Origin of the sequence: Pseudomonas laurylsulfatiphila, from assembly GCF_002934665.1 — a bacterium.
GTDB lineage: Bacteria > Pseudomonadota > Gammaproteobacteria > Pseudomonadales > Pseudomonadaceae > Aquipseudomonas > Aquipseudomonas laurylsulfatiphila.
Window position 1 is genome coordinate 645,265 of the sequence record NZ_NIRS01000004.1, and the last position, 25,512, is coordinate 670,776.

General features: G+C 59.0%; 23 protein-coding genes. 12 read left to right on the forward strand and 11 right to left on the reverse strand.

Features of this window, described 5'->3' with window-relative positions; genetic code table 11:
* Window positions 1-447: 447 nt before the first annotated feature.
* The 4 genes from CD175_RS17770 to CD175_RS17785 all read right to left on the reverse strand — a co-directional run bounded on the left by CD175_RS17770 (window position 448) and on the right by CD175_RS17785 (window position 5,062).
* The gene (locus CD175_RS17770; RefSeq protein ID WP_104447355.1) at window positions 448-1,626 is read right to left on the reverse strand and encodes an integrase core domain-containing protein; all 1,179 of its coding nucleotides are present in this window, start codon (window positions 1,624-1,626) and stop codon (window positions 448-450) included.
* A gap of 375 nt (window positions 1,627-2,001) precedes the next feature.
* A complete protein-coding gene (locus CD175_RS17775; protein WP_104449868.1) occupies window positions 2,002-3,660 on the reverse strand; it encodes a cation acetate symporter in 1,659 nt (552 codons plus the stop codon).
* Complete coding sequence (locus tag CD175_RS17780; protein WP_104449869.1) at window positions 3,657-3,968, reverse strand: DUF485 domain-containing protein; 312 nt, start codon at window positions 3,966-3,968, stop codon at window positions 3,657-3,659. Before CD175_RS17780 ends, CD175_RS17775 begins: the two co-directional genes overlap by 4 nt.
* A gap of 242 nt (window positions 3,969-4,210) precedes the next feature.
* Window positions 4,211-5,062 carry a glycine betaine ABC transporter substrate-binding protein gene (locus tag CD175_RS17785; RefSeq protein ID WP_104449870.1) on the reverse strand — a complete coding sequence of 284 codons (852 nt, stop codon included), beginning with the start codon at window positions 5,060-5,062 and terminating at the stop codon, window positions 4,211-4,213.
* 287 nt (window positions 5,063-5,349) lie between these two features.
* On the opposite strand from CD175_RS17785, the gene CD175_RS17795 reads away from it, so the two are divergent.
* On the forward strand, window positions 5,350-6,945 hold the full coding sequence (locus tag CD175_RS17795) for a glycoside hydrolase family 17 protein (protein WP_104449871.1): 1,596 nt from the start codon (window positions 5,350-5,352) through the stop codon (window positions 6,943-6,945).
* 124 nt (window positions 6,946-7,069) lie between these two features.
* Here the strand turns inward: CD175_RS17795 and CD175_RS17800 are convergent, their stop codons facing one another.
* On the reverse strand, window positions 7,070-7,438 hold the full coding sequence (locus tag CD175_RS17800) for a hypothetical protein (protein WP_104449872.1): 369 nt from the start codon (window positions 7,436-7,438) through the stop codon (window positions 7,070-7,072).
* 225 nt (window positions 7,439-7,663) lie between these two features.
* Between CD175_RS17800 and CD175_RS17805 the strand changes: the two genes are divergently transcribed.
* A complete protein-coding gene (locus CD175_RS17805) occupies window positions 7,664-8,962 on the forward strand; it encodes a serine/threonine protein kinase (protein WP_104449873.1) in 1,299 nt (432 codons plus the stop codon).
* Window positions 8,955-9,743 carry an MlaA family lipoprotein gene (locus tag CD175_RS17810; protein ID WP_104449874.1) on the forward strand — a complete coding sequence of 263 codons (789 nt, stop codon included), beginning with the start codon at window positions 8,955-8,957 and terminating at the stop codon, window positions 9,741-9,743. Before CD175_RS17805 ends, CD175_RS17810 begins: the two co-directional genes overlap by 8 nt.
* Before the next feature lie 64 nt (window positions 9,744-9,807).
* Here CD175_RS17810 and CD175_RS17815 read toward each other — a convergent pair whose 3' ends face one another.
* Window positions 9,808-10,683: a YncE family protein gene (locus CD175_RS17815; RefSeq protein ID WP_104449875.1), complete on the reverse strand. Its 876-nt coding sequence runs from the start codon at window positions 10,681-10,683 to the stop codon at window positions 9,808-9,810.
* Between the two features lie 356 nt (window positions 10,684-11,039).
* Entirely contained in the window at window positions 11,040-11,954 is a 915-nt protein-coding gene (locus CD175_RS17820) for a DUF808 domain-containing protein (protein WP_104449876.1), read from the reverse strand.
* A 134-nt stretch (window positions 11,955-12,088) separates the two neighbouring features.
* Between CD175_RS17820 and CD175_RS17825 the strand changes: the two genes are divergently transcribed.
* Window positions 12,089-12,697: a TetR/AcrR family transcriptional regulator gene (locus CD175_RS17825; RefSeq protein WP_015096199.1), complete on the forward strand. Its 609-nt coding sequence runs from the start codon at window positions 12,089-12,091 to the stop codon at window positions 12,695-12,697.
* Window positions 12,698-12,795: 98 nt separating this feature from the next.
* On the opposite strand, the gene CD175_RS17830 is transcribed toward CD175_RS17825, so the two are convergent.
* Window positions 12,796-13,254, reverse strand: a complete 459-nt coding sequence (locus CD175_RS17830) for an REP-associated tyrosine transposase (RefSeq protein WP_104449975.1) — start codon at window positions 13,252-13,254, stop codon at window positions 12,796-12,798.
* A gap of 207 nt (window positions 13,255-13,461) precedes the next feature.
* Window positions 13,462-13,902: a GlcG/HbpS family heme-binding protein gene (locus CD175_RS17835; RefSeq protein WP_104449877.1), complete on the reverse strand. Its 441-nt coding sequence runs from the start codon at window positions 13,900-13,902 to the stop codon at window positions 13,462-13,464.
* Window positions 13,903-14,170: 268 nt separating this feature from the next.
* On the opposite strand from CD175_RS17835, the gene gcl reads away from it, so the two are divergent.
* From gcl to CD175_RS17880, 8 genes are all read left to right on the forward strand, one after another.
* Complete coding sequence (gene gcl / locus CD175_RS17840; protein WP_104449878.1) at window positions 14,171-15,946, forward strand: glyoxylate carboligase; 1,776 nt, start codon at window positions 14,171-14,173, stop codon at window positions 15,944-15,946.
* Between the two features lie 173 nt (window positions 15,947-16,119).
* Window positions 16,120-16,902, forward strand: coding sequence for a hydroxypyruvate isomerase (gene hyi / locus CD175_RS17845; RefSeq protein ID WP_104449879.1), 783 nt, complete (start codon window positions 16,120-16,122; stop codon window positions 16,900-16,902).
* 137 nt (window positions 16,903-17,039) lie between these two features.
* Complete coding sequence (locus CD175_RS17850) at window positions 17,040-17,927, forward strand: 2-hydroxy-3-oxopropionate reductase (RefSeq protein WP_104449880.1); 888 nt, start codon at window positions 17,040-17,042, stop codon at window positions 17,925-17,927.
* A gap of 186 nt (window positions 17,928-18,113) precedes the next feature.
* A complete protein-coding gene (locus CD175_RS17855; protein WP_007971416.1) occupies window positions 18,114-19,394 on the forward strand; it encodes a glycerate kinase type-2 family protein in 1,281 nt (426 codons plus the stop codon).
* Complete coding sequence (pyk, locus tag CD175_RS17860) at window positions 19,384-20,799, forward strand: pyruvate kinase (RefSeq protein ID WP_007983282.1); 1,416 nt, start codon at window positions 19,384-19,386, stop codon at window positions 20,797-20,799. Before CD175_RS17855 ends, pyk begins: the two co-directional genes overlap by 11 nt.
* 192 nt (window positions 20,800-20,991) lie before the next feature.
* Complete coding sequence (locus CD175_RS17870) at window positions 20,992-21,906, forward strand: urea transporter (protein WP_104449881.1); 915 nt, start codon at window positions 20,992-20,994, stop codon at window positions 21,904-21,906.
* A 21-nt stretch (window positions 21,907-21,927) separates the two neighbouring features.
* A complete protein-coding gene (locus CD175_RS17875; RefSeq protein ID WP_102702001.1) occupies window positions 21,928-22,752 on the forward strand; it encodes an ion transporter in 825 nt (274 codons plus the stop codon).
* A gap of 181 nt (window positions 22,753-22,933) precedes the next feature.
* Entirely contained in the window at window positions 22,934-23,932 is a 999-nt protein-coding gene (locus CD175_RS17880) for a sulfate ABC transporter substrate-binding protein (protein ID WP_104449882.1), read from the forward strand.
* A gap of 169 nt (window positions 23,933-24,101) precedes the next feature.
* On the opposite strand, the gene CD175_RS17885 is transcribed toward CD175_RS17880, so the two are convergent.
* Window positions 24,102-24,545: a hypothetical protein gene (locus tag CD175_RS17885; RefSeq protein ID WP_104449883.1), complete on the reverse strand. Its 444-nt coding sequence runs from the start codon at window positions 24,543-24,545 to the stop codon at window positions 24,102-24,104.
* Between the two features lie 106 nt (window positions 24,546-24,651).
* Entirely contained in the window at window positions 24,652-25,281 is a 630-nt protein-coding gene (locus CD175_RS17890) for a hypothetical protein (RefSeq protein WP_104449884.1), read from the reverse strand.
* Between the last annotated feature and the right edge of the window lie 231 nt (window positions 25,282-25,512).

The window sequence follows — 25,512 nt, forward strand, 5'->3', positions numbered from 1 at the left end:
AGGGGGCGTACACCGCAACAGCGTCCGAGGCGGCCTACCGGCCGGCCTGTTTGCTGGCTTGGATCCGCGAGATTTCGGTCGGCTGACAGGCCGCCATCGCGAGCAAGCTCGCTCCCACAGAAGAGCAAAGGCAGGTCGGCGTACATCTTCGCTCTTCACCACTCATCAGGCCGAGCGTTAGCTCGCCTGCAGCTCTTGATCTTGATCCACCCGCCCCTTCGGAAGGCTGAGTGGAGGCGTTCATCCGGGGGTTAGGCGCGCAGCGCCGCTCGGCGAAGCCGAACACATCGAGAGGAGGTCGAAGCGAAGCCGACCGGAGGCGATGCCCCCGGCTGAATGCCGGAGCGAAGGAACGCCGAGCCCAGGCGAGGGGCCGTACGTTCGGGGCGAGTGAAGGGATCAACCACATAGGTAACAGAAGAGGTCAGCCACATAGGTAACACCTGATCACTTATTTCTGATTACTTTGAGCGTCAGATAAGCGTCTTTGGCATCCCTTTCATCAACGCGGCCTAATACTACCGGTCCAAAAATGATGTCCCAAACACCCTCACTGACGCTCTCCAACCCAACCGTTTCATGCTTGAGCACGTAGCCGACATAGATTCTAAGCCTACCTTTGTTCACCACGCCGTTGGAGTCCGTCCGGTAAACCTCAACATGGCTTGGGTACCTCATCTCCGGCAGCTTGCCCGGATAAGGTCGTGAAGAGCTTGTGTAGCAAGAGCCGGGGGTTTTCTGCCCCAGCGCCTCATGAAGACGCTCATGATTGTAGTGCTGCATGAACAGATCGAAATGTTTCTGCTGGGCTCCCCACTCAATTTCCGGCGGCCTTGGCAACGTACTTTTCAGCGTGCGGTGCATGCGCTCATGCCGTCCGTTTTGCTCTGGTCGACCAGGTTGAATCCTTTCGTGAATGATGCCCAGACGGGCCCACCAGATGGACAACTGCGATAACCCGGCACGCCCACCGCTGGCAAAAGGGACACCGTTGTCGGTACGGATCCGCTCGGGCATTCCATGCATCTTAAATAGCCGCTCGAAGGTTGCCTTGGCGTCCTTGAAAGTCGTGCTGGGCATGCTTTCACACGCCAGTAGAAAGCGACTGGCGTGATCCATCACTGTCAGGGGGTAACACCAGACACCGTCTCCCGTCAGGTATTGGCCTTTGTAATCGGCGCTCCAGAGCTGGTTGGGAAGATCGGCTTTCTGAAGTGGCTTGGGATAGATGGCGACACGCTGACGTAAACGCCGTGGGGGCACCAGACCCGCCTTTTTAAGCACGTTGTAGATCGTGGTTTTCGAGGGCGGAGACTGATCTGGAAACCGTTCACTCAGGGCTGTCTGAATCTTCTTCGGGCCCGGTGTGGTTTGCCCTTGGCCGCGCAGCTCAAGAATGGCCTCCTTGACCGCAAACGGCACGGCCTGAGCCTGGGAGTGTCGCTTGCGACTGCACTCCGCCAAGCCATTAATGCTGTCCGCGTTGTAGCGGGCCACCCACTTGTAACCAGTCTTGCGACTGATGCTGTGAGCCGCACAGAGTTGACTGAAATTGAGTCGACCAGACAAATAATCGGCAATGAACATCACTTTCAGGTCCATAGGTTTCAGCTCTCGCCACGGCATGGTCAGATCCTCGGAATCGACCAGTGCCAGTTAAAAACTGTTACCTATGTGCTTGAACTGTTTTGTTACCTATGTGGGTGAGTCATACCGCGAGCGTTTTTTGCTTCCTTTTTTAGGCGCTTGTAAAAAAGGGAGTCGCCGTAAGGGCGAAACCGTAAGCCGCCGTTACCGCAGCAATGGATATGTACACGGTCAACAAGAGACAGGTCGGCTGTCAGGCCGCCTTCGTCGGATCGCCGCCCGGACCAAGCCCGCTCCCACAGGATCGAGTACACCCGACAAATTCCGGTCGGTAATCGCCCAACAAAAAATGCCCCGATCTCTCGACCGGGGCATTCAATTGTCAGCGCAACTTATCTAAAAAGCGTTGAAGCCTTAGTGCGAAACCGCCCCACTCGCCCCCAACCCGGTCTGCGATCGAACAAACTGCGGGAAGAACAGCGCCCGCTCATTGTCAGCCGCAGTCGACTTGTCAGTGACCGAGAAGAACCAGATCCCGACAAAGGCAATCAACATCGAGAACAACGCCGGGTACTCATACGGGAAGATAGCCTTCTCGTGATGCAGGATCTGCACCCAGATGGTCGGGCCAAGGATCATCAGGCCTACGGCACTGATCAGGCCCATCCAGCCGCCGATCATCGCACCGCGAGTGGTCAGCTTTTTCCAGTACATGGAAAGCAGCAGTACCGGGAAGTTGCAGCTCGCCGCGATGGAGAACGCCAGGCCCACCATGAACGCGATGTTCTGGCTTTCGAACAGAATACCCAGAACGATGGCCAGCACAGCCAAGGCAACGGTGGTGATCTTCGAAATACGAATCTCATCCTTCTCGTTGGCCTTGCCCTTCTTGATCACACTGGCATACAGGTCGTGGGACACCGCCGAAGCACCCGCCAGGGTCAGGCCGGCCACTACCGCCAGAATGGTCGCGAACGCCACGGCCGAGATGAAGCCCAGGAAGATACTGCCGCCGACCGCGTTGGCCAGGTGCACCGCCGCCATGTTGTTACCGCCGAGCAACGCGCCGGCCGCGTCTTTGAAGGCCGGGTTGGTGCTGACCAGCAGGATCGCGCCGAAACCGATGATGAAGGTCAGGATGTAGAAGTAGCCAATGAAACCGGTTGCGTACAGCACACTCTTGCGAGCTTCCTTTGCATCACTCACGGTGAAGAAGCGCATCAGGATGTGCGGCAGACCCGCGGTACCGAACATCAGAGCCAGCCCGAGGGAGAACGCCGAGACCGGATCTTTCACCAGACCGCCCGGGCTCATGATCGCTTCACCTTTAGGGTGAACCTTGATCGCCTCGGAAAACAGCATGTTGAAGTCGAAGTTGACGTGTTTCATCACCATCAGCGCCATGAAGGAAGCGCCGGACAGCAGCAGAACCGCCTTGATGATTTGCACCCAGGTGGTCGCCAGCATGCCGCCGAACAGCACATAAAGGCACATCAGCACGCCCACCAGAATCACCGCGACGTGGTAGTCGAGGCCGAACAACAGCTGGATCAGCTTGCCCGCACCCACCATCTGGGCGATCAGGTAGAACGCCACCACCACCAGCGAACCGCAGGCGGACAGCGAACGGATCTGGGTTTGCCCCAGGCGGTAGGACGCCACGTCGGCAAATGTGTACTTGCCCAGGTTACGCAGGCGCTCGGCGATCAGGAACAGAATGATCGGCCAGCCCACCAGGAAGCCGATCGAATAGATCAGCCCGTCGTAGCCTGAAGCGAACACCAGCGCGGAAATACCCAGGAAGGAAGCGGCCGACATATAGTCACCGGCAATCGCCAGGCCGTTCTGGAACCCGGTGATCTTGCCGCCCGCCGCGTAGTAGTCGGCAGCCGACTTGTTACGCTTGGAGGCCCAGTAAGTGATGCACAGGGTTGCCCCCACGAATACCACGAACATCAGGATCGCGGCGACGTTAAGGGGTTGTTTTTGCACTTCACCGGTCAGAGCTTCAGCCGCCCAGGCGCCCGGTGCAAAAGCTGCGATGCTCAATAGAGCCAGTAGACGCCGGATCATTGCTGAGCCTCCTTGAGAATCGCATTGTTCAGGTCGTCAAACTCGCCATTGGCGCGTCGTACGTAGATACCGGTCAGGACGAAGGCCGAAACAATCAGCCCGACGCCAATCGGTATTCCCCAGGTAATCGAGGACTCAGGGTTGATTTTCGCCCCCAGCAAATGCGGCCCGTAAGCAATCAAAAGGATGAATCCGGAGTAAAGCCCAAGCATGATTGCCGAAAGAATCCAGGCGAATCGCTCCCTCTTGCTGACCAGCTCCTTGAAACGCGGGCTGTTTTGAATCGAGAGGTAAATGCTGTCGTTCATTGTTTTTATCCTCGCAGCACAGATTGAATTGGAACGTTATCCACTCTATGCGGCTGCGGGGCAGGTTCCAGACGACCTTAGTCTTAGAACCACATGACAGATTCGCCAATTTCCAGCATGCACCAAACAACTGTGGGAGCGAGCCTGCTCGCGAAGGCGTCTGATCAGCCGACAACTCAGTCAACTGACAGAACGCTTCGCGAGCAGGCTCGCTCCCACAGGGTCAAGCGTGCTCTTTTTTATTACTTGGTCCAGTCAGCCACGCGCTCAGGGTGCTTGGCGATCCAGTCCTTCGCCGCGGCTTCAGGTTTGGCACCGTCCTGAATCGCCAGCATCACCTGGCCGATTTCATCCTTGGATTCCCACTGGAAGTTCTTCAGGAACTTGGCCACTTCCGGTGCCTTGGCCTCAAGCCCTTTGCTGCCGATGCTGTTCACGGTTTCTGCCGCGCCATACACGCCTTTCGGATCTTCGAGGAAGCGCAGTTTCCACTTGGCGAACATCCAGTGCGGTACCCAGCCGGTGACGGCGATGGATTCGTTTTTCTTCTCGGCACGGGTCAGCTCGGCAATCATGCCAGCGCCGGAGCTGGCCTTGAGTTGATAACCGGTCAGGTCGTAGTCCTTGATGGCCTGGTCGGTCTTGAGCATCACGCCTGAGCCGGCGTCGATGCCGACGATGCGATTCTTGAAGCTGTCGTCGGTTTTCAGGTCCTCGATCGATTTGGCTTTGACGTACTCCGGCACGATCAATCCGATTTTTGCGTCCTTGAAGTTCGGGCCGTAATCGACGACCTGATCCTTGTTCTTCGTCCAGTATTCGCCGTGGGTCACCGGCAGCCAGGCCGACAGCATGGCGTCGAGTTTACCGGTCGCCACGCCCTGCCACATGATCCCGGTGGCAACGGCTTGCAGCTTCACGTCATAACCGAGTTTCTGCCTGATTACTTCGGCCGCCACGTTGGTCGTGGCAACGCTGTCCGACCAGCCATCGACGTAACCGATAGTCACTTCCTTCCCGGCGGCACTGGCCACGGTAGAGCTGATCGCCAGCACCAAAGCGGCACCTGCGCCCAAGAGTCGTCGCATCTTCATCGTTACTTCCCCGAAAGTGCTGCGCTCGACGGATGCCGAGTCGCTTAAACGTATTGTTATGGTGCACAGCGCCCCCATCACGCCTTACAGCAAACTCGTCCCGACATCAGCGGAGTACTGACGCCTCGATAATCAACCTGACGCTCATCGCGACCTGCTCTGCCAGCGACCTCAAGGCATCGAGAAACGACATCAGAAAGCCATTAATCCTGACCACGGCAAACGCACCTGCCAAACCGCCCGAACTTTGCATGTCAAAATCATGCAAGCCACCAAGCACGCGGTAAATGCAGGTAACATGCGCCGCTTTGCTCCCACACGGCCTGACCATGTCCGCGACATACCGCTTCTCCTTTGCTGCTTATCTATTCGCTTGCCTGCTCGGGCTGTTTGCCCTTGGCGGCTTCTGGTACGGCCTCGGAAAACCGGTGATCCTGCCGGACGCGGCCAGCGCCACGCACAAGCTGCAATGCGCGTCCTATACGCCGTTCGACAAGGATCAGTCGCCGTTCGATGTGCCGTTCAACTTGCGTCCCGAACGTATGGATGCCGACCTCGCACTGCTGTCAAAAAGCTTCGAATGCATTCGCACCTATTCCATGACCGGCCTTGAAGCCCTGCCGGACCTTGCACGCAAGCACGGTTTGAAGTTGATGATCGGCGCCTGGGTCAACAGCAACCCGGTGGACACGGAAAAAGAAGTCGACCTGCTGATCGCTTCGGCCAACGCCAACCCGGATGTGGTGAGCGCAGTGATCGTCGGCAACGAAACCCTGCTGCGTAAGGAAGTCACCGGGGCGCAATTGGCGAAGCTGATCAACAAGGTCAAGAGCCAGGTCAAACAGCCCGTCACCTATGCCGACGTCTGGGAGTTCTGGCTCAAGCACCCTGAAATTGCCCCTGCCGTGGACTTCCTGACCATCCATTTGCTGCCGTACTGGGAAGACGATCCATCGAACATCGACGCCGCCCTGCAACATGTGGCCGAAGTGCGTCAGGTGTTCGGCAACAAGTTCGCACCCAAGGACATACTGATCGGCGAAACCGGCTGGCCCAGCGAAGGCCGCCAACGCGAAACCGCACTGCCGAGCCGGGTCAATGAAGCCAAATTCATACGTGGTTTTGTCGCCATGGCCGAGCAGCAAGGCTGGCATTACAACCTGATCGAAGCCTTCGACCAGCCATGGAAGCGCGCCAGTGAAGGCGCAGTCGGCGGCTACTGGGGACTGTTCGATGCCGATCGCCAGGACAAGGGCGTGCTGGCCGGGCCAGTGACAAACGTCCCGTACTGGTCGCAATGGCTGGCAGTGGGCGGCCTGATCTTTATCGGCACCCTGCTACTTGGCGGCCGGGTTCGCACGACGCGCGCGGCACTGGTGCTGCCACTGCTCGGCGCATTGGCGGCTTGCTCGATTGGCGCCTGGGGCGACCTGGCACGCGTCACCACTCGCTTCACCAGTGAATGGCTGTGGGTCGGGTTGCTGACCGTACTGAATCTGCTTGTGCTGGCCCATGCAGCACTGGCGCTGAGTCCGCGTGACGGGTGGCGCGGGCAGGCTTTCGATTTACTGGAGCGCCGTGCTGGCTGGCTGGTTGCAACGGCAGGTTTCGCGGCGGCCGTGATGATGCTGGAACTGGTATTCGACCCGCGCTATCGCAGCTTCCCGAGCGTGGCGTTCATCGTGCCGGCGCTGGTCTACCTGTGCCGCCCGGTGAGCGTGCCGCGCCGGGAAATCGCCCTGCTGACCTTCATCATTGGCGCCGGCATCGCGCCGCAACTGTTTCGTGAAGGTTTACTGAACCAGCAGGCCTGGGGCTGGGCGCTGGTGAGTGTGTTGATGGTTGTTGCGTTGTGGCGTTGCTTGCGGGTTCGCAAGGTTTAATTTTCATCAACCTTGCAGGCCTCTTCGCGGGCAAGCCCGCTCCCACATTTGATCATTGTCGAACACAAAATTTATGTTCGCTGAAGAACCCTGTGGGAGCGGGCTTGCCCGCGAAGGCTGACTATCAGGCGCTACGGGAAGCCCTGACCAACCGCAACCCCGCAATCACCAGCGCAAACACCGCCAGCGTGGTGTTGTACAACGCCAGCGCCGGAAACCCGAACACCAGCGCCAGCACCGCCAGCCACCAGCCTGCCCGCCCCGGCACGACAAAACCGATGATCGCCGCGCCCAGTGCAGCCCAGCCCAGAACCCCGAAGTGAATCATCAGGCCCAGGTTCGAACGCACCTGGCATTCCCAGCGACTCGCCTCATCCACGCAAATACCGACCCACTGCGCATCCTCCATGAAGCCATAACGCGCGCCAAAACTGGCGGCCAGCCATACAGGCAGCAAAACAAGCAGCAGGATCACGGGCAGGCGGCGGGACATGAAACACTCCAATTGGCGAAAAACGGCGGCCAGCTTAATCGCCCTTGAACGTTTCGCAAGCTATAACAACTGTTAACTGGGCATTCAATCGCTGCAAAGTGTATCGTCCAGCTACTATAACTTCGAAATCAGGCCTGATTGGTGCCGAGGGTTGGCACTTTGGCGCATATCCGGTGGTCATAGCCTGCGAAATTCATTTGACACCTTCTTCTAAGGGATTTAGTCATGCTCCGCTCCTTGCGCTTCGCCGCCCTGTTTGGCGGCCTTATATTGAGTGCGTCCGCACTGGCAGTCGACGTTGACGCCGCCAGTTATGGCTACCCCCTGACCAACCCGTTCGAGGCGACCATCGCGACCACGCCGCCGGACCTACGTCCGGAGCTACCCCTGGACGATGACATCGACCAGACCGTGCGCAGCGTCACCTTGCGTCCGGAACGGGCGTTCGAATTGCCGGACAATTTCTGGGCCGTCAAGAAACTCGACTACCGCATTGCCACGCAGGATCACGCCGCGCCGCTGATTTTCCTGATCGCCGGCACCGGTGCGCGCTATGACAGCAGCCTGAACGAATACCTGAAGAAGCTCTATTACAAAGCCGGCTACCACGTGGTGCAGTTGTCATCGCCCACCAGCTATGACTTCATGAGCGCCGCATCACGCTTCGCCACGCCGGGCGTTTCCAAGGAAGACGCCGAAGACATGTACCGGGTGATGCAGGCCGTGCGGGCACAGAACCCGAAAGTGCCCGTCACCGATTACTACCTGACCGGGTATAGCCTGGGGGCACTGGATGCCGCTTTCGTCGCGCACCTGGACGAAACCCGCCGCAGCTTCAACTTCAAGAAAGTCCTGCTGCTCAACCCGCCGGTCAACCTCTACACCTCGATCACCAACCTCGACAAGCTGGTCCAGACCGAGGTCAAGGGCATCAACACCAGCACCACGTTCTATGAACTGGTACTGAACAAACTGACCCGCTACTTCCAGCAGAAGGGCTACATCGACCTCAACGACGCCCTGCTCTACGATTTCCAGCAATCCAAACAGCACCTGACCAACGAACAGATGGCCATGCTGATCGGCACCTCGTTCCGCTTTTCAGCGGCGGACATCGCCTTCACTTCGGACCTGATCAACCGTCGCGGCCTGATCACCCCGCCCAAGTTCCCGATCACCGAGGGCACCAGCCTCACACCGTTCCTCAAGCGTGCGTTGCAATGCGACTTCGACTGCTACATCACCGAACAAGTCATCCCGATGTGGCGCGCCCGCACCGACGGCGGCAGCCTGCTGCAACTGATTGACCAGGTCAGCCTGTATGCGCTGAAGGACTATCTGCACGAAAGCCCGAAAATCGCCGTCATGCACAACGCCGACGACGTGATCCTCGGCCCTGGCGACCTGGGCTTCCTGCGCAAGACCTTCGGTGATCGCCTGACCGTTTACCCGCACGGGGGCCACTGCGGCAACATTAACTACCGCGTCAACAGCGACGCCATGCTGGAGTTCTTCCGTGGCTAAATACCTCCTGCTTTTCGCAGCGTTACTCTGTGCAGGCGTCGCGCAAGCTGACAACAGCAAGGCCAACGCTCCCGTGGTCGTCGACAGTGACGGCTTCAAGGAACCGTTGAGCAAACTCAAGTTCAACCCGGGCCTGGACCAGCGCGAATTCGAGCGTTCGACGCTCAGCGCACTGGCCGTCTACGATCCGCTGGAAGAGTGGAACCGGCGCGTCTACCACTTCAACTACCGCTTCGACCAATGGGTATTCCTGCCAGTGGTCAATGGTTACCGCTACGTCACCCCGAGCTTCCTGCGCACCGGCGTCAGCAACTTCTTCAACAACCTCAGCGATGTGCCGAACCTGTTGAACAGCCTGCTACAACTCAAGGGCCAGCGCTCACTGGAAACCACCGGGCGACTGCTGCTCAACACCACCATCGGCATCGCCGGCCTGTGGGATCCGGCCACCGCCATGGGCCTGCCACGCCAAAGCGAAGACTTCGGCCAGACCCTGGGCTTCTATGGTGTTCCGGGCGGCGCTTACTTCGTCCTGCCGATCCTCGGTCCGTCGAACCTGCGTGATACCGGCGGCCTGCTGGTGGATTACACGGCCGAGAATGCGATCAATTACCTCAACGTGGCCGAAGTCAGCTCCAACCATCCGGAAGTCTGGATCCTGCGCGGCATCGACAAGCGCAACCAGACCACCTTCCGCTATGGCCAGATGAACTCACCGTTCGAGTACGAGAAAGTGCGTTACGTGTATACCGAAGCGCGTAAGTTGCAGATCGCCGAGTAACTCATCGGCAACAAAAAAGGCCATTCGATGTGAATCGAATGGCCTTTTTATTTCACATGCAACACTATACTCGAGACACTTCAAATACCTTTAAAGCAATTCCGTTGGTAACATAAACGCGAGCACCATCGCGTGCAACAACTACATGCCTTGGATCCCCACCAATCGAAACGTCTTCGATTTTTTTGACCTCACCATCCACGTCATATACAGCCATATTTGCGCCCTCATACGAAATGATAAACGCCAGTGAACCTGACGGAGTCAATGCAATGCCTTGAACAATGTCATTTCCGGGGATTGAGCCAAGAGAATCACCACTGGCGAGATCGTATATCTCTACATTTCTTCTCAAGTTTTGCCCCACAAATGCACGTGCTCTTCCCGGGTCAATTTCTACCAAACTACCGCTTTCAATCTTTCGTTCAAGTTTCGCGCCCCACCCCTGAATATCAAAAACGATAAATTTTTCAAACGTAACCACACAAAGAAAATTGCCTGAATTTAATGCCGAACTGTTCCTAAGCCCCGGATACGCGAAACTCCTGACAATCTCAAGCCGGGCCACGTCAAGTTCATCGATGCCCCTGGGTGAGACAGCGTATACATGACCGCCATCATTATCAGCTACTATTTTCGTCCATATTTCAGTCCAAGTAATACGCTTGCTTTCACGCCAGTCGGAAGTAAAAAATTCCACGATAGCGTCGCGATCAAGAACGACATAGAGAAACATGCCATTGCGACTGAACTCCACTCCGGTGGGTTGCCTGGGAAAAGAGATAGTCTTCAATATTTTACCCGAACGGGTGTCAATAATTGAGATTTTCCCCGAGCTGGTCTGGCAGACAACAGCGAACTCACCACTGGGACTGATAGCGAAAGCACCCGCATCAGGAAGAGGAATTTCAGGTAAAGATTGCAATTTAGTCGTCGACATAACGATTACCTTCCGAAGAGTCTAGTTTAACGATCAAAGCTACGTTTGATCATCATATTCTCTCTCCCTGCAAGTCACCCACTGTCAGAAATACCAGTTAAGACCAACTGTCCTGGTTCATTTCAAAATATGATTTGTTCGACTCATGATGAAGCGTAAATTGCGCGTCGCCGAGAACCATTGGCAACAACATTCGATTCAGATCGCATGGCCTTTTTTATGCGCACAACTTGAAACACCACAACTCAACTGTGTGCGAGCCTGTTCGCGAAAGGGGTGCATTACTCAACATGGAAGTTAAATGCTGTGACCTCTTCGCGAGCAGGCTCGCTCCCACACTTAAAGAGTGCCCGACCTCAGCTTCTAATCGCCTTGAAGATCTTGCTGATAACCATCACCCCCGCCAACACCACCGCACCCGCCACAATCCCCGCCACGCCATTGAGCAACACCGGCACGATAAATCCGCCGCTGCCTGCCGCTGCGCCAACACTTTCGATCCAGTGATGCACCACCGGCACACCGTGCGTGAGAATGCCGCCGCCGACCAAGAACATCGCCGCGGTGCCGATCACCGACAGGCTCTTCATCATGTACGGTGCCGCACGCAGAATCCCGCCGCCGATGCTTTTCGCCATCCGCCCGGGTTTTTGGGTCAACCACAGGCCAAGGTCATCGAGCTTGACGATACCCGCCACTAATCCGTACACACCGACCGTCATGACAATGGCAATGCCTGAAAGCACGATGATTTGCTGGGTCAATGGAGCGCCGGCCACGGTGCCGAGGGTGATGGCGATAATTTCCGCCGAAAGAATGAAGTCGGTGCGGATCGCGCCTTTGATCTTGTCCTTCTCGAACGCCACCAGGTCAGTGGCAGGATCGGCCACCGCCTCGACCAGTTGCGCATGCTCGACGGCGTCTTCAGCCTTGCTGTGCAGGAACTTGTGGGCGAGCTTCTCAAACCCTTCGAAGCACAGATAAGCGCCGCCGACCATCAACAGCGGTGTGACCAACCACGGAATGAATGCACTGATCGCCAATGCCGACGGCACCAGGATCAATTTATTGATGAACGAACCCTTGGCGACTGCCCAGACCACCGGGATTTCCCGCTCGGCCCGCACGCCGCTGACTTGCTGGGCATTGAGTGCCAGGTCGTCACCGAGTACGCCAGCCGTTTTCTTGGCGGCCATTTGGGTCATCAATGAGACGTCATCCAGCACGGCCGCGATGTCGTCGATCAGTACCAGCAAACTGCTTCCTGCCATGAATCGGGTTTCCTTCTGCAATGAATGCGCAGCAGCATAGCGCGGCATCATGGGCTGCGGTGCATTCTTGAGCGCCGCGCGAGGCCGGTGATACCATGCGCAACCGCCAGAACAGGCAAGGAATCACCGGGTTTATGAGCACTATCCGCGAGCGCAACAAACAACTGATCCTGCGTGCCGCCAGTGAGGAGTTCGCCGACAAAGGCTTCGCTGCGACCAAAACCAGCGACATCGCAGCCAAGGCGGGATTGCCCAAGCCCAACGTCTACTACTACTTCAAATCCAAGGAAAACCTCTACCGCGAGGTCCTGGAAAGCATCATCGAACCGATCCTGCAGGCTTCGACGCCGTTCAACCCGGACGGCGAACCCGGTGAAGTGCTCAGCGGCTACATTCGCTCGAAAATCCGCATCTCCCGCGACCTGCCTTTCGCCTCCAAAGTGTTCGCCAGCGAAATCATGCACGGCGCGCCCCACCTGAGCAGCGATCTGGTCGAACAGCTCAATGGCCAGGCCAAACACAACATCGAGTGCATCCAGACCTGGATCGACCGCGGACAAATTGCCCCCATCGACCCCAACCACCTGATGTTCAGCATCTGGGCCGCCACCCAGACCTACGCCGACTTCGACTGGCAGATCACCGCCATCACCGGCAAGGCCAGGCTGGATGAGGAAGATTACGAAGCGGCGGCGCAGACGATTATCCGGTTGGTGTTGAAGGGGTGTGAGCCGGAGCGGTAGACAGGGTCGCGGCCTTTGCGAGCAAGTCTGCTCCTACTTTGGAATGCACTTCCCTGTAGGAGTGAGCCTGCTCGCGATAGGGACGACTCAGTCCCAGATCAAACCCAAATCGCATCCCACAACGGATAGTCACCAAGCTTCTCCACCAGCCCAGCCCGCAGCGGGTTGGCTACTACATATCGGGCCAATTTAACCAAATCCTCTTCCCGCCGCAGTGCCCGATCATGAAACCCTCTCTGCCATAGACTGCTGTTTCGACCCGTAGACTGCTTCACGGCTTTGGTACTCATCGACTTGGTTTTCTGCATCAGCTCACTCAAAGATCCCTTCTGCAACTCAATCAGCCAATGAAAATGATCTGGCATGACCACCCAGGCCAGGGAGTTAGCCAGGCCAAGATTCTGTGCATTTCGAAATTGATCGACGACCAGTCTGCCCAAGGAAAAGTCCTTGAACAGTGGTGTCCTGTGAAGTGTGTTGGTGGTTAACAGATAAATTCGACTGGCTTCGGCATAGCGCCCGATTCGCAATCGATTTGCGGCAGGTAAATTCGGCATTCCTTTGCCTCCCATGGTCAAGTCATGAGAAGGCTAGCGCTGTGGATTCAAGTAGGTGGGCAAACTGTTGGCTGGATGTATCTGGTAGATAGCTATCGCGAGCAGGCTCACTCCTACAGGGGTTCAGGCACTCAGACAATTTTGTGTCCGACCATAAACCTGTAGGAGCGAGCCTGCTCGCGAAGGCATTAGCTCAAACGCAGAAGTTCAAGCCGCCACCCCCCCATCCGCCACCAACCCCAACGCCTCGATGGCATTGATCGCGCACTGCTCGTCAACATCCGACAGATCGCCGCTGATCCCCACCGCCCCCAGCACGTTCCCGTCCTGATCCCGCACCAGCACACCACCCGGTGCTGGCACGACGCTGCCCTGCCCCAGGCTGTTCAACGCGGCGATAAACGCCGGTCGTTGCTGGGCGTCCAGCGCCAGCAGGCGTGAACCCTTGCCCAGCGCGATGGCGCCCCAGGCCTTGCCGATGGCGACGTGCGGGCGCAGCAGGCTGGCGCCGTCTTCGCGTTGCAGGGTGATCAGATGCCCGCCGGCATCCAGTACCGCGATGGTCAAGGGTGCCGCGGCGATTGCACGCCCGGCGGTGATGGCCTCGTTGACCAGGTTGACTGCGACTTTCAAGGTTAAAGCGCTCATGGTGCCGTCCTCATTTTGTTATAGGGAAAGTCGTGGGGCTGCGCTTTTGTGCCGCAGCCCGATGCAACAAATAGAACACAATGAATTATTTTTTTGTATACAATAATTCTCGAAAGGCGCCACATGCGACGAAAAGCCACAGTAGAAAGGGCTTCCGACGAATGAAACAAGCGCTTGAGAAAATGGATTGACCTGCGCCGTCCGCCGTGAATACACTCTGCGCAAAGCCACTTGTATACAATTACAAAACGTAAAGAGGCACAAAACCATGAGCAAAATGAGAGCAATCGAAGCCGCCGTTCTGGTGATGCGCCGTGAAGGGGTCGATACCGCTTTTGGCATCCCGGGTGCCGCCATCAACCCGCTGTACTCCGCCCTGCAAAAGGTCGGCGGCATCGATCACGTACTCGCTCGCCACGTTGAAGGCGCCTCGCACATGGCCGAGGGCTACACCCGCACCAAGGCCGGCAACATCGGCGTGTGCATCGGCACTTCCGGCCCTGCCGGCACCGACATGGTCACCGGGCTCTACAGCGCCTCGGCCGACTCGATTCCAATCCTCTGCATCACAGGGCAAGCACCCCGCGCCCGTATGCACAAGGAAGACTTCCAGGCTGTCGACATCACCAGCATCGTCAAGCCAGTCACCAAGTGGGCAACCACCGTTCTGGAACCGGGCCAGGTGCCTTACGCGTTCCAGAAAGCCTTCTATGAAATGCGCTCCGGCCGTCCAGGCCCGGTGCTGATCGACCTGCCGTTCGATGTACAGATGGCGGAAATCGAATTCGACATCGACGCTTACCAGCCACTGCCGCTGGCCAAGCCAAGCGCCAGCCGCGTTCAAGTCGAGAAGGCTCTGGCCTTGCTGGATCAGGCCGAGCGTCCATTGCTGGTGGCTGGTGGCGGCATCATCAACGCCGACGCCAGCGATCTGCTGGTGGAGTTCGCCGAGCTGACCGGCATTCCAGTGATCCCGACCCTCATGGGCTGGGGCACCATCCCTGACGATCACCCACTGATGGTGGGCATGGTTGGCTTGCAGACCTCGCACCGCTACGGCAACGCGACCATGCTCAAGTCGGACGTGGTGCTGGGCATCGGTAACCGTTGGGCCAACCGTCACACCGGTTCGGTCGACGTCTACACCGAAGGCCGCAAGTTCATCCACGTCGACATCGAAGGCACTCAGATCGGCCGCGTGTTCACCCCGGACCTAGGCATCGTGTCCGACGCCGCTGCCGCGCTGACCGTGTTCATCGAAGTCGCTCGCGAATGGCAAGCCGCCGGCAAGCTGAAGAACCGCAGCGCCTGGCTGCAAGACTGCCAGCAGCGTAAAGCCAGCCTGCAGCGCAAGACTCACTTCGACAACGTGCCGGTCAAGCCGCAACGCGTTTACGAAGAAATGAACCAGGTGTTCGGCAAGGACACCTGCTACGTCAGCACCATCGGCCTGTCGCAGATTGCCGGCGCGCAGTTTCTGCACGTCTACAAGCCGCGTCACTGGATCAACTGCGGTCAGGCAGGCCCTCTGGGCTGGACCATTCCGGCAGCGCTGGGCGTGGTCAAGGCTGATCCGAACCGTAAAGTCGTGGCCCTGTCGGGGGACTATGACTTCCAGTTCATGATCGAGGAATTGGCGGTGGGCGCGCAGTTCAAGCTGCCGTACATCCATGTCGTGGTAAACAATTCGTACCTGGGCCTGATCCGCCAGGCACAGCGCGGTTTCGACATGGACTACTGCGTACAGCTGTCCTTCGACAACCTGAACGCGCCGGAACTCAACGGCTACGGTGTGGACCACGTCGCGGTGGCCGAAGGCCTGGGCTGCAAGGCACTGCGTGTGTTTGAACCGGCTCAGATCCAGCCTGCCCTGCGCAAGGCCCAGGAACTGATCGAAGAGTTCAAGGTTCCGGTGATCGTCGAGATCATCCTGGAGCGCGTGACCAACATTTCCATGGGTACAGAGATCAACGCCGTCAACGAATTCGAAGACCTGGCGCTGGTCGGCGACGACGCACCGACTGCGATTTCGCTGCTGGACTAACTGCTGACCGCTCCCCCTGTGGGAGCGGGCTATGTGGCGAGGGAGCTTGCTCCCGCTCGGCTGCGAAGCAGTCGTAAAGCTTTTGGGGCCGCTTCGCGCCCCAGCGGGAGCAAGCTCCCTCGCCACACAAGCCCGCTCCCACAAGGGACCTCATACATATACGGGAGACCACCATGCCGCGTTTCGCAGCCAACCTGTCCATGCTGTTCACCGAACAGGACTTTCTTGCCCGTTTCGAAGCGGCCGCCAAAGCCGGCTTCAGTGGTGTCGAGTACCTGTTCCCGTACGACTTCAGCTCCGCCGAAATCAAGGCCAAGCTCGACACCAACGGTCTGACCCAAGTGCTGTTCAACCTGCCGGCCGGCGACTGGGCCAAGGGCGAGCGCGGTATCGCGTGCCTGCCGGACCGGGTTGAAGAGTTCCGTGCCGGTGTCGATCTGGCCATCGCCTACGCGCAAGTGCTGGGCAACACCCAGGTCAACTGCCTGGCCGGTATCCGGCCGCAGGGCTTTGACGATGCCACCGTGGAGAAAACCTTCGTCGCCAACCTCAAGTACGCGGCCGACAAGCTGCAAGCGGCGGGCATCAAGCTGGTGATGGAAGCGATCAACACCCGTGACATTCCAGGTTTCTACCTGAACAACACGGCGCAAGCCCTGTCGATTCGCGAGCAGGTCGGCAGCGCCAACCTGTTCCTGCAATACGACATCTACCACATGCAAATCATGGAAGGCGACCTGGCCCGCACCCTGCAATCGCACCTGGGCGAGATCAACCATGTGCAGCTTGCGGACAACCCGGGGCGCAACGAACCAGGCACCGGTGAAATCAACTACCGCTTTCTGTTCGAACACCTGGACCGCATCGGCTACCAGGGCTGGGTCGGTTGCGAATACAAGCCGCTGACCACCACCGAAGCAGGCCTGGGCTGGCTGAAAACCTATAACGCAATCTGACACATATCCCTGTAGGAGCGAGCCTGCTCGCGATGGTCGTCAACGATTACGCGGGCTGTCTGAATACCCGCGTTGCTTCGGGGTTCATCGCGAGCAGGCTCGCTCCTACAGAAAGCACAAAACAAGAGGATTTTCTCATGGCTAAAATCGGATTTATCGGCACCGGCATCATGGGCCACCCAATGGCGTTGAACCTGCAGAAAGCCGGTCACAGCCTGTTCCTGTCGGCGCACCACGATACCGCCCCTGCCGACCTGGTCGCCGCTGGCGCCGTTGCTCTGGCGAACCCGAAAGAAGTCGCCCAGGAAGCTGAATTCATCATCGTCATGGTGCCGGATACCCCGCAGGTCGACGACGTGCTGTTCCGTGCCGACGGCATCGCTGCCGGTGTTGGCAAAGGCAAAGTGGTGATCGACATGAGTTCGATCTCGCCGACCGCCACCAAGGCTTTCGCCGCGAAGATCAACGAAAAAGGCGCGCAATACCTCGACGCCCCGGTCTCCGGTGGTGAAGTCGGCGCCAAGGCGGCGACCCTGAGCATCATGGTCGGCGGCGATGCCGACGCCTTCGAACGCGCCCTGCCGCTGTTCCAGGCCATGGGCAAGAACATCACCCTGGTCGGTGGCAACGGCGACGGTCAAACCGCCAAGGTGGCCAACCAGATCATCGTGGCCCTGAACATCCAGGCGGTGGCCGAAGCCCTGCTGTTCGCTTCGAAAAACGGTGCCGATCCAGCCAAGGTGCGCGAAGCACTGATGGGCGGTTTCGCCTCCTCGAAGATCCTCGAAGTGCATGGCGAGCGCATGATCAAGGGCACCTTCGATCCGGGCTTCCGCATCAGCCTGCACCAGAAGGACCTGAACCTGGCCCTGCAAGGCGCCAAGGAGCTGAACATCAACCTGCCGAACACCGCCAACACCCAGCAAGTGTTCAGCACCTGCGCGGCCATCGGTGGCAGCAACTGGGATCACTCGGCGCTGATCAAGGGTCTGGAACACATGGCGAACTTCTCGATCCGCGGGTAGGAGCTGCCGAAGGCTGCGATCTTTTGATCTTGATCTGACATTCCTCCGCAAGCCGCGTTATCCGCAAAAAAGATCGCAGCCTGCGGCAGCTCCTACAGGATCGGGCTCATCCAGTTAAACAGGGTGAGCCCTCCAGAGTTGTCGCAGGCTGCCTTCCTCCAATAACAAGAATTCCGGGAGCCCGCCATGTCGGTCGATCCGCAACAATTGCTGCGCGAGCTGTTTGCCACAGCCATCGATGCGGCGCATCCGCAACAAGTCCTCGAAGCCCATCTGCCTGCCGACCGCAGCGGTCGCGTCATCGTCATCGGCGCCGGCAAAGCCGCAGCCGCCATGGCCCAGGTGGTCGAGCGCTGCTGGCAGGGTGAAGTGTCAGGCCTGGTGGTGACCCGTTACGGTCACGGCGCACCTTGCGAAAAAATCGAAGTGGTCGAAGCCGCGCACCCGGTACCGGACGCCGCCGGCCTGGCCGTGGCCAAGCGCGTGCTGGAACTGGTCAGCGACCTCAACGAATCCGACCGCGTGATCTTCCTGCTCTCCGGCGGCGGCTCTGCCCTGCTGGCACTGCCGGCCGAAGGCATCACCCTGGCCGACAAGCAGTCGATCAACAAAGCCCTGCTCAAGTCCGGTGCGACCATCGGCGAGATGAACTGCGTGCGCAAGCACCTCTCGGCGATCAAGGGCGGCCGCCTGGGCAAAGCCTGCTGGCCGGCCACTGTCTACACCTATGCGATTTCCGATGTACCGGGCGATCTGGCCACGGTCATCGCCTCAGGCCCTACCGTGGCCGACCCGAGCACCTCGGCCGAAGCCCTGGCGATCCTCAAACGCTACGCCATCGAGGTTCCGGCCTCGGTGCGCACCTGGCTGCAAAGCCCCGAGTCGGAAACCGTCAAACCCGGCGACCCGAGCCTGGCACGCAGTCATTTCCAACTGATCGCCCGTCCGCAGCAATCCCTTGAAGCGGCGGCGGTGAAATGCCGTCAGGCCGGGTTCAGCCCGCTGATCCTCGGCGACCTCGAAGGCGAATCCCGCGAGGTGGCGAAGGTCCACGCCGGCATCGCGCGACAGATCGTCCTGCACGGTCAGCCACTGGCGGCGCCCTGCGTGATTCTCTCGGGCGGTGAAACCACCGTCACCGTGCGCGGCAATGGCCGTGGCGGGCGCAACGCCGAGTTCCTGCTGAGCCTGACCGACAGCCTCAAAGGCCTGCCCGGCGTCTACGCACTGGCCGGTGACACCGACGGCATCGACGGCTCGGAAGACAACGCCGGCGCGATCATGACCCCGGACAGCTACGCCCGCGCCGCCGCAAAGGGCCTGAGCGCCAGCGACGAGTTGGACAACAACAATGGTTACGGCTATTTCGAGGCGCTCGACGCCCTGATCGTCACCGAGCCGACCCGAACCAACGTCAACGACTTCCGCGCCATTCTGATCCTTGAGAGCACTAAACATGACGCCTGACAAAAAAGTCAAAATCCTCGCCACGCTCGGCCCGGCCATCGACGGCATCGACGACATCCGTGAGCTGGTGCTGGCCGGGGTCAACATCTTCCGCCTGAACTTCAGCCATGGCGATCACGCCGACCACGCCCAGCGTTTCCAGTGGATTCGTGAAGTCGAGCGCCAACTGAATTATCCATTGGGCATCCTGATGGACCTGCAAGGCCCGAAACTGCGGGTCGGCAAATTCGCCGAAGGCAAGGTGCAACTGGTACGCGGCCAGGCCTTGCGCCTGGACCTCGACGCCACGCCGGGCGATGAGCGCCGGGTCAACCTGCCCCACCCGGAAATCATCGCCGCGCTGGAGCCAGGCATGGACCTGCTGCTGGACGACGGCAAGTTGCGCCTGCGGGTCGTGACCAAATACGCCGACGCCATCGACACCACCGTGCTCAATGGCGGCGAACTCTCGGACCGCAAAGGTGTGAACGTACCGCAAGCGGTGCTCGACCTGAGCCCGCTGACCGCCAAGGATCGCCGCGATTTGACCTTCGGTCTGGAGCTAGGCGTGGACTGGGTGGCGCTGTCGTTCGTGCAACGTCCCGACGACATCCGCGAAGCCCGTACCCTGATCGGCGACAAGGCCTTCCTTATGGCCAAGATCGAGAAGCCCTCGGCCGTCGAACAACTGCGCGAGATCGCCGAATTGAGCGATGCGATCATGGTCGCCCGGGGTGACCTGGGCGTGGAAGTGCCGGCCGAAAGCGTGCCGCAGATCCAGAAGAACATCATCAGCACCTGCCGCCAGCTCGGCAAACCGGTGGTGGTGGCGACGCAGATGCTGGAGTCGATGCGCTTCTCGCCGGCGCCCACCCGCGCCGAAGTCACCGATGTGGCCAACGCCGTGGCCGAAGGGGCGGACGCGGTGATGCTGTCGGCGGAAACCGCGTCTGGCGAATACCCGCTCGAAGCCGTGCAGATGATGAGCAAGATCATCCGCCAGGTGGAAAACGGTCCGGACTACCAGACTCAACTCGACGTCAGCCGACCGAAAGCCGAAGCCACCGTTTCCGACGCGATCAGTTGCGCCATTCGCCGTATCAGCAACGTGCTGCCGGTGGCGGTGCTGGTCAATTACAGCGAGTCCGGCGCGTCGAGCCTGCGTGCGGCGCGGGAGCGGCCGACCGTGCCGATCCTCAACCTGACGCCGAACCTGCAGACCGCCCGTCGCCTGAGTGTGGCCTGGGGTGTGCACTCGGTGGTCAACGATCGCCTGCGCCAGGTCGATGAAGTCTGCTCCACAGCGCTGGAGATCGCCCAGGCCCAAGGCATGGCGCAGCGTGGCGACACCTTATTGATCACCGCCGGTGTGCCCTTTGGGCAGCCGGGATCGACTAACTCTCTGCGTATCGAGACATTGATCTAGCGAACGCTTTTCTGTGGCGAGGGAGCTTGCTCCCGTTCGACTGCGTAGCAGTCGTCGCTTCGGCATGACGGTTTCCACAGAGAAACCGCATTTACCGAGCTTGGGGCTGCTTTGCAGCCCAGCGGGAGCAAGCTCCCTCGCCACAGAGTTTGTGCAAAACCTTGGTTTTTCCTACTGCCCCCAGACTCCATCATGCCTGCCAACCACTTCAACACCCACTGCCCCGACTGGGCCGAAGCCTTGCTCAACGGCTTCAGCCAGATCTTTCTCCAGCGTAATCCGCTGTGCGGCCTGCTGTGTCTGTTGGCCATTTTGTTCACTGCGCCCGCCTTGCTGGGCGGCGCCTTGCTCGGCGGTGTCGCCGGGTTGTTCACCGCGCAACGACGCAACTACGCCAAGGCTGACCGTCAGGCCGGGTTGTTCAGCTACAACGGCGTTCTGCTCGGTCTGTTGCTGAGCCTGTACTTCCCTTGGTCGGCGATGATGCCGCCGCTGATTCTGGCCGCCGGTGGCCTGAGCGCGATGTTCACCCAGCAGTGGCTCAAGCGCGTCCGGTTCAGCCAATACCTTCCCGCCTACACCACGCCATTCGTGGTGCTGAGCTGGGTGCTGCTGTGCTTCGCCACACCCTCGACAGAGGCGCATTTGATCGAAGTCAGCACCCTGAACATGCTCGCCGCCCCTTTCAAAGGCATCGGTCAGGTGATGTTCCTCGGTCATCCGCTGGCCGGTGCGATGATTGCCGCCGGTTTGCTGATTGCTGATCGCCGCGCCTTCTACTGGGCGTTGTTGGCGTCTGTCGCGGGCATGGGCTGGAGCCTGCTGCAGCACGACTTCTACACGGCACTGCTCGGCCTCGGCGGCTACAACGCCGTACTCGCCGCCCTCGCCTTCAGCTCCCAGCGTCGCCAACCGTGGCTGCCGCTGGTTGGCATCGGCCTGGCGCTGTTGCTGACGCCGGTGTTTGCCGCTATCGGCCTGCCCACTCTGACCGCGCCGTTCATTCTTGCCTGCTGGCTGATCCGCACGGTTGTTCAGATGCTCGGCAAAGCCAGGGTCGAAAGCGCGCCTTGCGCTACCGAGGAGAATCAACCTAGGCTGCGCTGATCATCGAGTCAGGCGTTATCCATGGACAGCAACAAACACTGGCGTGAAGACCTTTACGTCATGATTTTCCAGACCGACACCCAGGCGGGTCGGCGCTTCGACGGCATCCTGCTGTTGATCATCCTCGCCAGCCTGGTGATCGTGATGCTCGACAGCATCGACAGCGTTCACCGCAACTACGCCGATGTGCTCGCCTATATCGAGTGGGGTTTCACGGCGGTCTTCCTCGGCGAGTACATCCTGCGCCTGTACTGTTCGCCCAAACCCCTGCGCTACGCCTTCAGCTTTTACGGACTGGTGGACCTGCTGGCCATCGTGCCCGGCATCCTCGCGCTGTATTACGCCGATGCGCAGTATCTGCTGATTATCCGGATCATCCGCATGCTGCGGATCTTCCGCGTGCTCAAGCTCAGCCCTTATCTCAAGCAAGCCAACTACCTGATGTCGGCGCTGCGCGGCAGCAAGCAGAAAATCGTGGTGTTCCTGGTCAGCGTCTGCACGCTGGTAACGGTATTCGGCACGCTGATGTATGTGATCGAAGGCCCGGAACATGGCTTCACCAGCATTCCCAAAGGCATCTATTGGGCTATCGTGACACTGACCACCGTGGGCTTCGGCGACATCGTGCCGAAGACGCCGCTGGGCCAGGTGATTTCGTCGCTGGTGATGATCACCGGTTACTCGATCATCGCCGTGCCAACCGGGATTTTCACCGCTGAACTGGCCAACGCCATGCGCGGCGATCAACTTCAACACGACTGCCCGGTGTGCAAGAAAAACAGCCACGAACACGGTGCTGCATTCTGCTCCCGTTGCGGCAACGCACTGTTCAAGAAACTGGAATAAGCAAAGAGCTTTTTAATCTTTAAAGGACTAAACGACCCCGGCTATAGTCGCGTGCTTTGAAACCAACAAATAACCTGTAGTAGCTGCCGCAGGCTGCGATCTTTTGATCTTGCTTTTAGAAACAGAAGATCAAAAGATCGCAGCCTGCGGCAGCTCCTACAAATAGAACAAGGAATTCGCAGTGAAAAAACTCTTTGGCGCCTCACTTCTCGCCGCTGGCCTGGCCTTGGGCAACATCGCCCAGGCTGCACCGACCCTGCTCAACGTTTCCTACGACGTGATGCGCGATTTCTACAAAGACTACAACACTGCGTTCCAGAAACACTGGCAAGCCGAGCACAACGAAAACATCACCCTGCAGATGTCCTTCGGCGGCTCCAGCAAACAGGCACGCTCGGTGATCGACGGTCTGCCGGCGGATGTCATCACCATGAACATGGCCACCGACATCAACGCCCTGGCGGACAACGGCAAACTGGTCCCGGACAACTGGGTCACGCGCCTGCCGAACAACAGCGCGCCATTCACCTCGGCCACCGTGTTCATCGTGCGCAAAGGCAACCCGAAAGCCCTGAAAGACTGGCCGGACCTGCTCAAGGATGGCGTGCAAGTCATCGTGCCGAACCCGAAGACTTCGGGGAACGGTCGCTACACCTACCTCTCGGCCTGGGGCTACGTGCTGAAAAACGGCGGTGACGAGAACAAGGCCAAAGACTTCGTCGGCAAGCTGTTCAAGCAGGCGCCGGTACTCGATACCGGTGGCCGCGCCGCCACCACCACCTTCATGACCAACCAGATCGGCGACGTGCTGGTGACCTTCGAGAACGAAGCGGAAATGATCGCCCGCGAGTTCGGCCGTGATCAGTTCGAAGTCATCTACCCAAGCGTTTCCGCCGAAGCCGAGCCACCGGTGTCGGTGGTCGACAAGACCGTCGACAAGAAAGGCACCCGCGCCGCCGCCGAGGAATACCTGAAGTACCTGTGGTCGCCGGAAGGCCAGGAGATTGCTGCCGCCAATTACCTGCGCCCGCGTGACCCGGCCGTGCTGGCCAAGTACACCGACCGTTTCCCGAAAGTGGACTTCCTATCCGTCGAGAAGACCTTCGGTGACTGGCGTACCGTGCAGAAGACCCACTTCAACGATGGCGGGATTTTCGACCAGATCTACAGCGGTAAATGATCCCTGCCCGGCAATGAACAAGGCGACCTGCACAGGTCGCCTTTTTTGTGAACACCCCGAACGACTGTAGGAGCTGCCGCAGGCTGCGATCTTTTGATCTTGATCCTGTGTTTTTTAACATCAAGATCAAAAGATCGCAGCCTGCGGCAGCTCCTACAAGGGTCCACCTCTAGCTCAAATTGCCGCAGAAAATAGCCTGGTGACCATCGACCGGGCTTTGACGCACCACCAAGGCGTAGCCGCCGGCTCGAAGGGTCTCGACGGCGACCGGTGCGCTTTTCCAGAAGCGCTGGTTCGACGCTTGCGAATAGAACCGGGCATTTGGACCGTCATTCATGTCATAGGCGGGTTTCGAACCCAGGTTCCCACAGCTTCCCGGATAGATGTAGGCCGTCAACCGACCCGGCAATGTGCTGCCTATGCCCTCGCCGCTGACCTCAACCCAGAACGTTGTTGCGTTATCACTAGGCATCATGATCAACCGGGCAATATTCCCGGGATTATTGGATGTAGCATTCAGGGGAACGCTGGTGACCTGACTGTCAGACACTGTCGAGCACCCAGAGATCCAACCGACCGCTACCACTAACGCCAGCGAAGATACGATTTTCATCGTGATACTCCCGCTTGTAAGGAGACATTGAAGTGATCCCCCCAGTAGATTCTAGCTGCCGGGGCTGTGCGGGCTTTTCTTCAGATGGCCGGTTGCCATGTGTCGGCTACATCGGCGGCGTCACGCCATCCTTGCCCGCCGAGATGGATTGAGCGGTGAGCGTGCCGTCAGCGCCCTGCGTGACAAAGGTCACGATCTTCACGCCCACCTTCAACAGGCTGCGATCGGCCGGCATCAGGTTGACGATGGGAACGTCTTCGGGCACCAGGATCTTCTGTTGGCCACCCTTGTAGTTGACGGTCAGCACCCGGCCATTGCTCACCACCAGGTCGCCGACGCTGCCGTTGGTCATGCTGCTGCCCTTGACCAGATCGAAGGGTCGATGCCCGTCGCCACTGCCGGCCAGTTCCGGTGGAAAAACATGGACCTCCAGGGCCTTGAGAGTGCCATCCTCCTGGGGAATGGCTGCGGAGCCGATGTAGCTGCCGGGCTTGATGTCTTCGATATTGGCCAGGGTCACGGCGCGGACCTTGGTGTCCTGGGTCAGGTTGATCACCAGGTTGTCGCCGCTGTTGGCGTGGACCTTCACAACGTCCGGACTGACACCGGTGATCTCGCCGCGTACGCCGATGCGCGTGCCCGGCGCGTCTTCGGCCTGCACCAGGCCAGCGCTGAATACGCTGATCAAGGTGACGACTGAAACCCGGCGCATCAGCTGACGAAACTTCACATTCATGGAGCGGCCCTCGGGTCATGAGACGTGGAGAGAGAACATAAGCACGCTATCGAACAAGATGTAAGTGAATGTATCATTGACCTTCGATCTTCTGACGCAAGGCCATCAGGCGCACGACACTCGCGTCCGTCAGTCATTCCGCAATGGAATGATAGCTATCACTCCAATCCCTCTTCCGCCGTTTCAGTCAGCCCATTAGCCTGCGCGTATTCCTTTCCGTACAGCGAGACC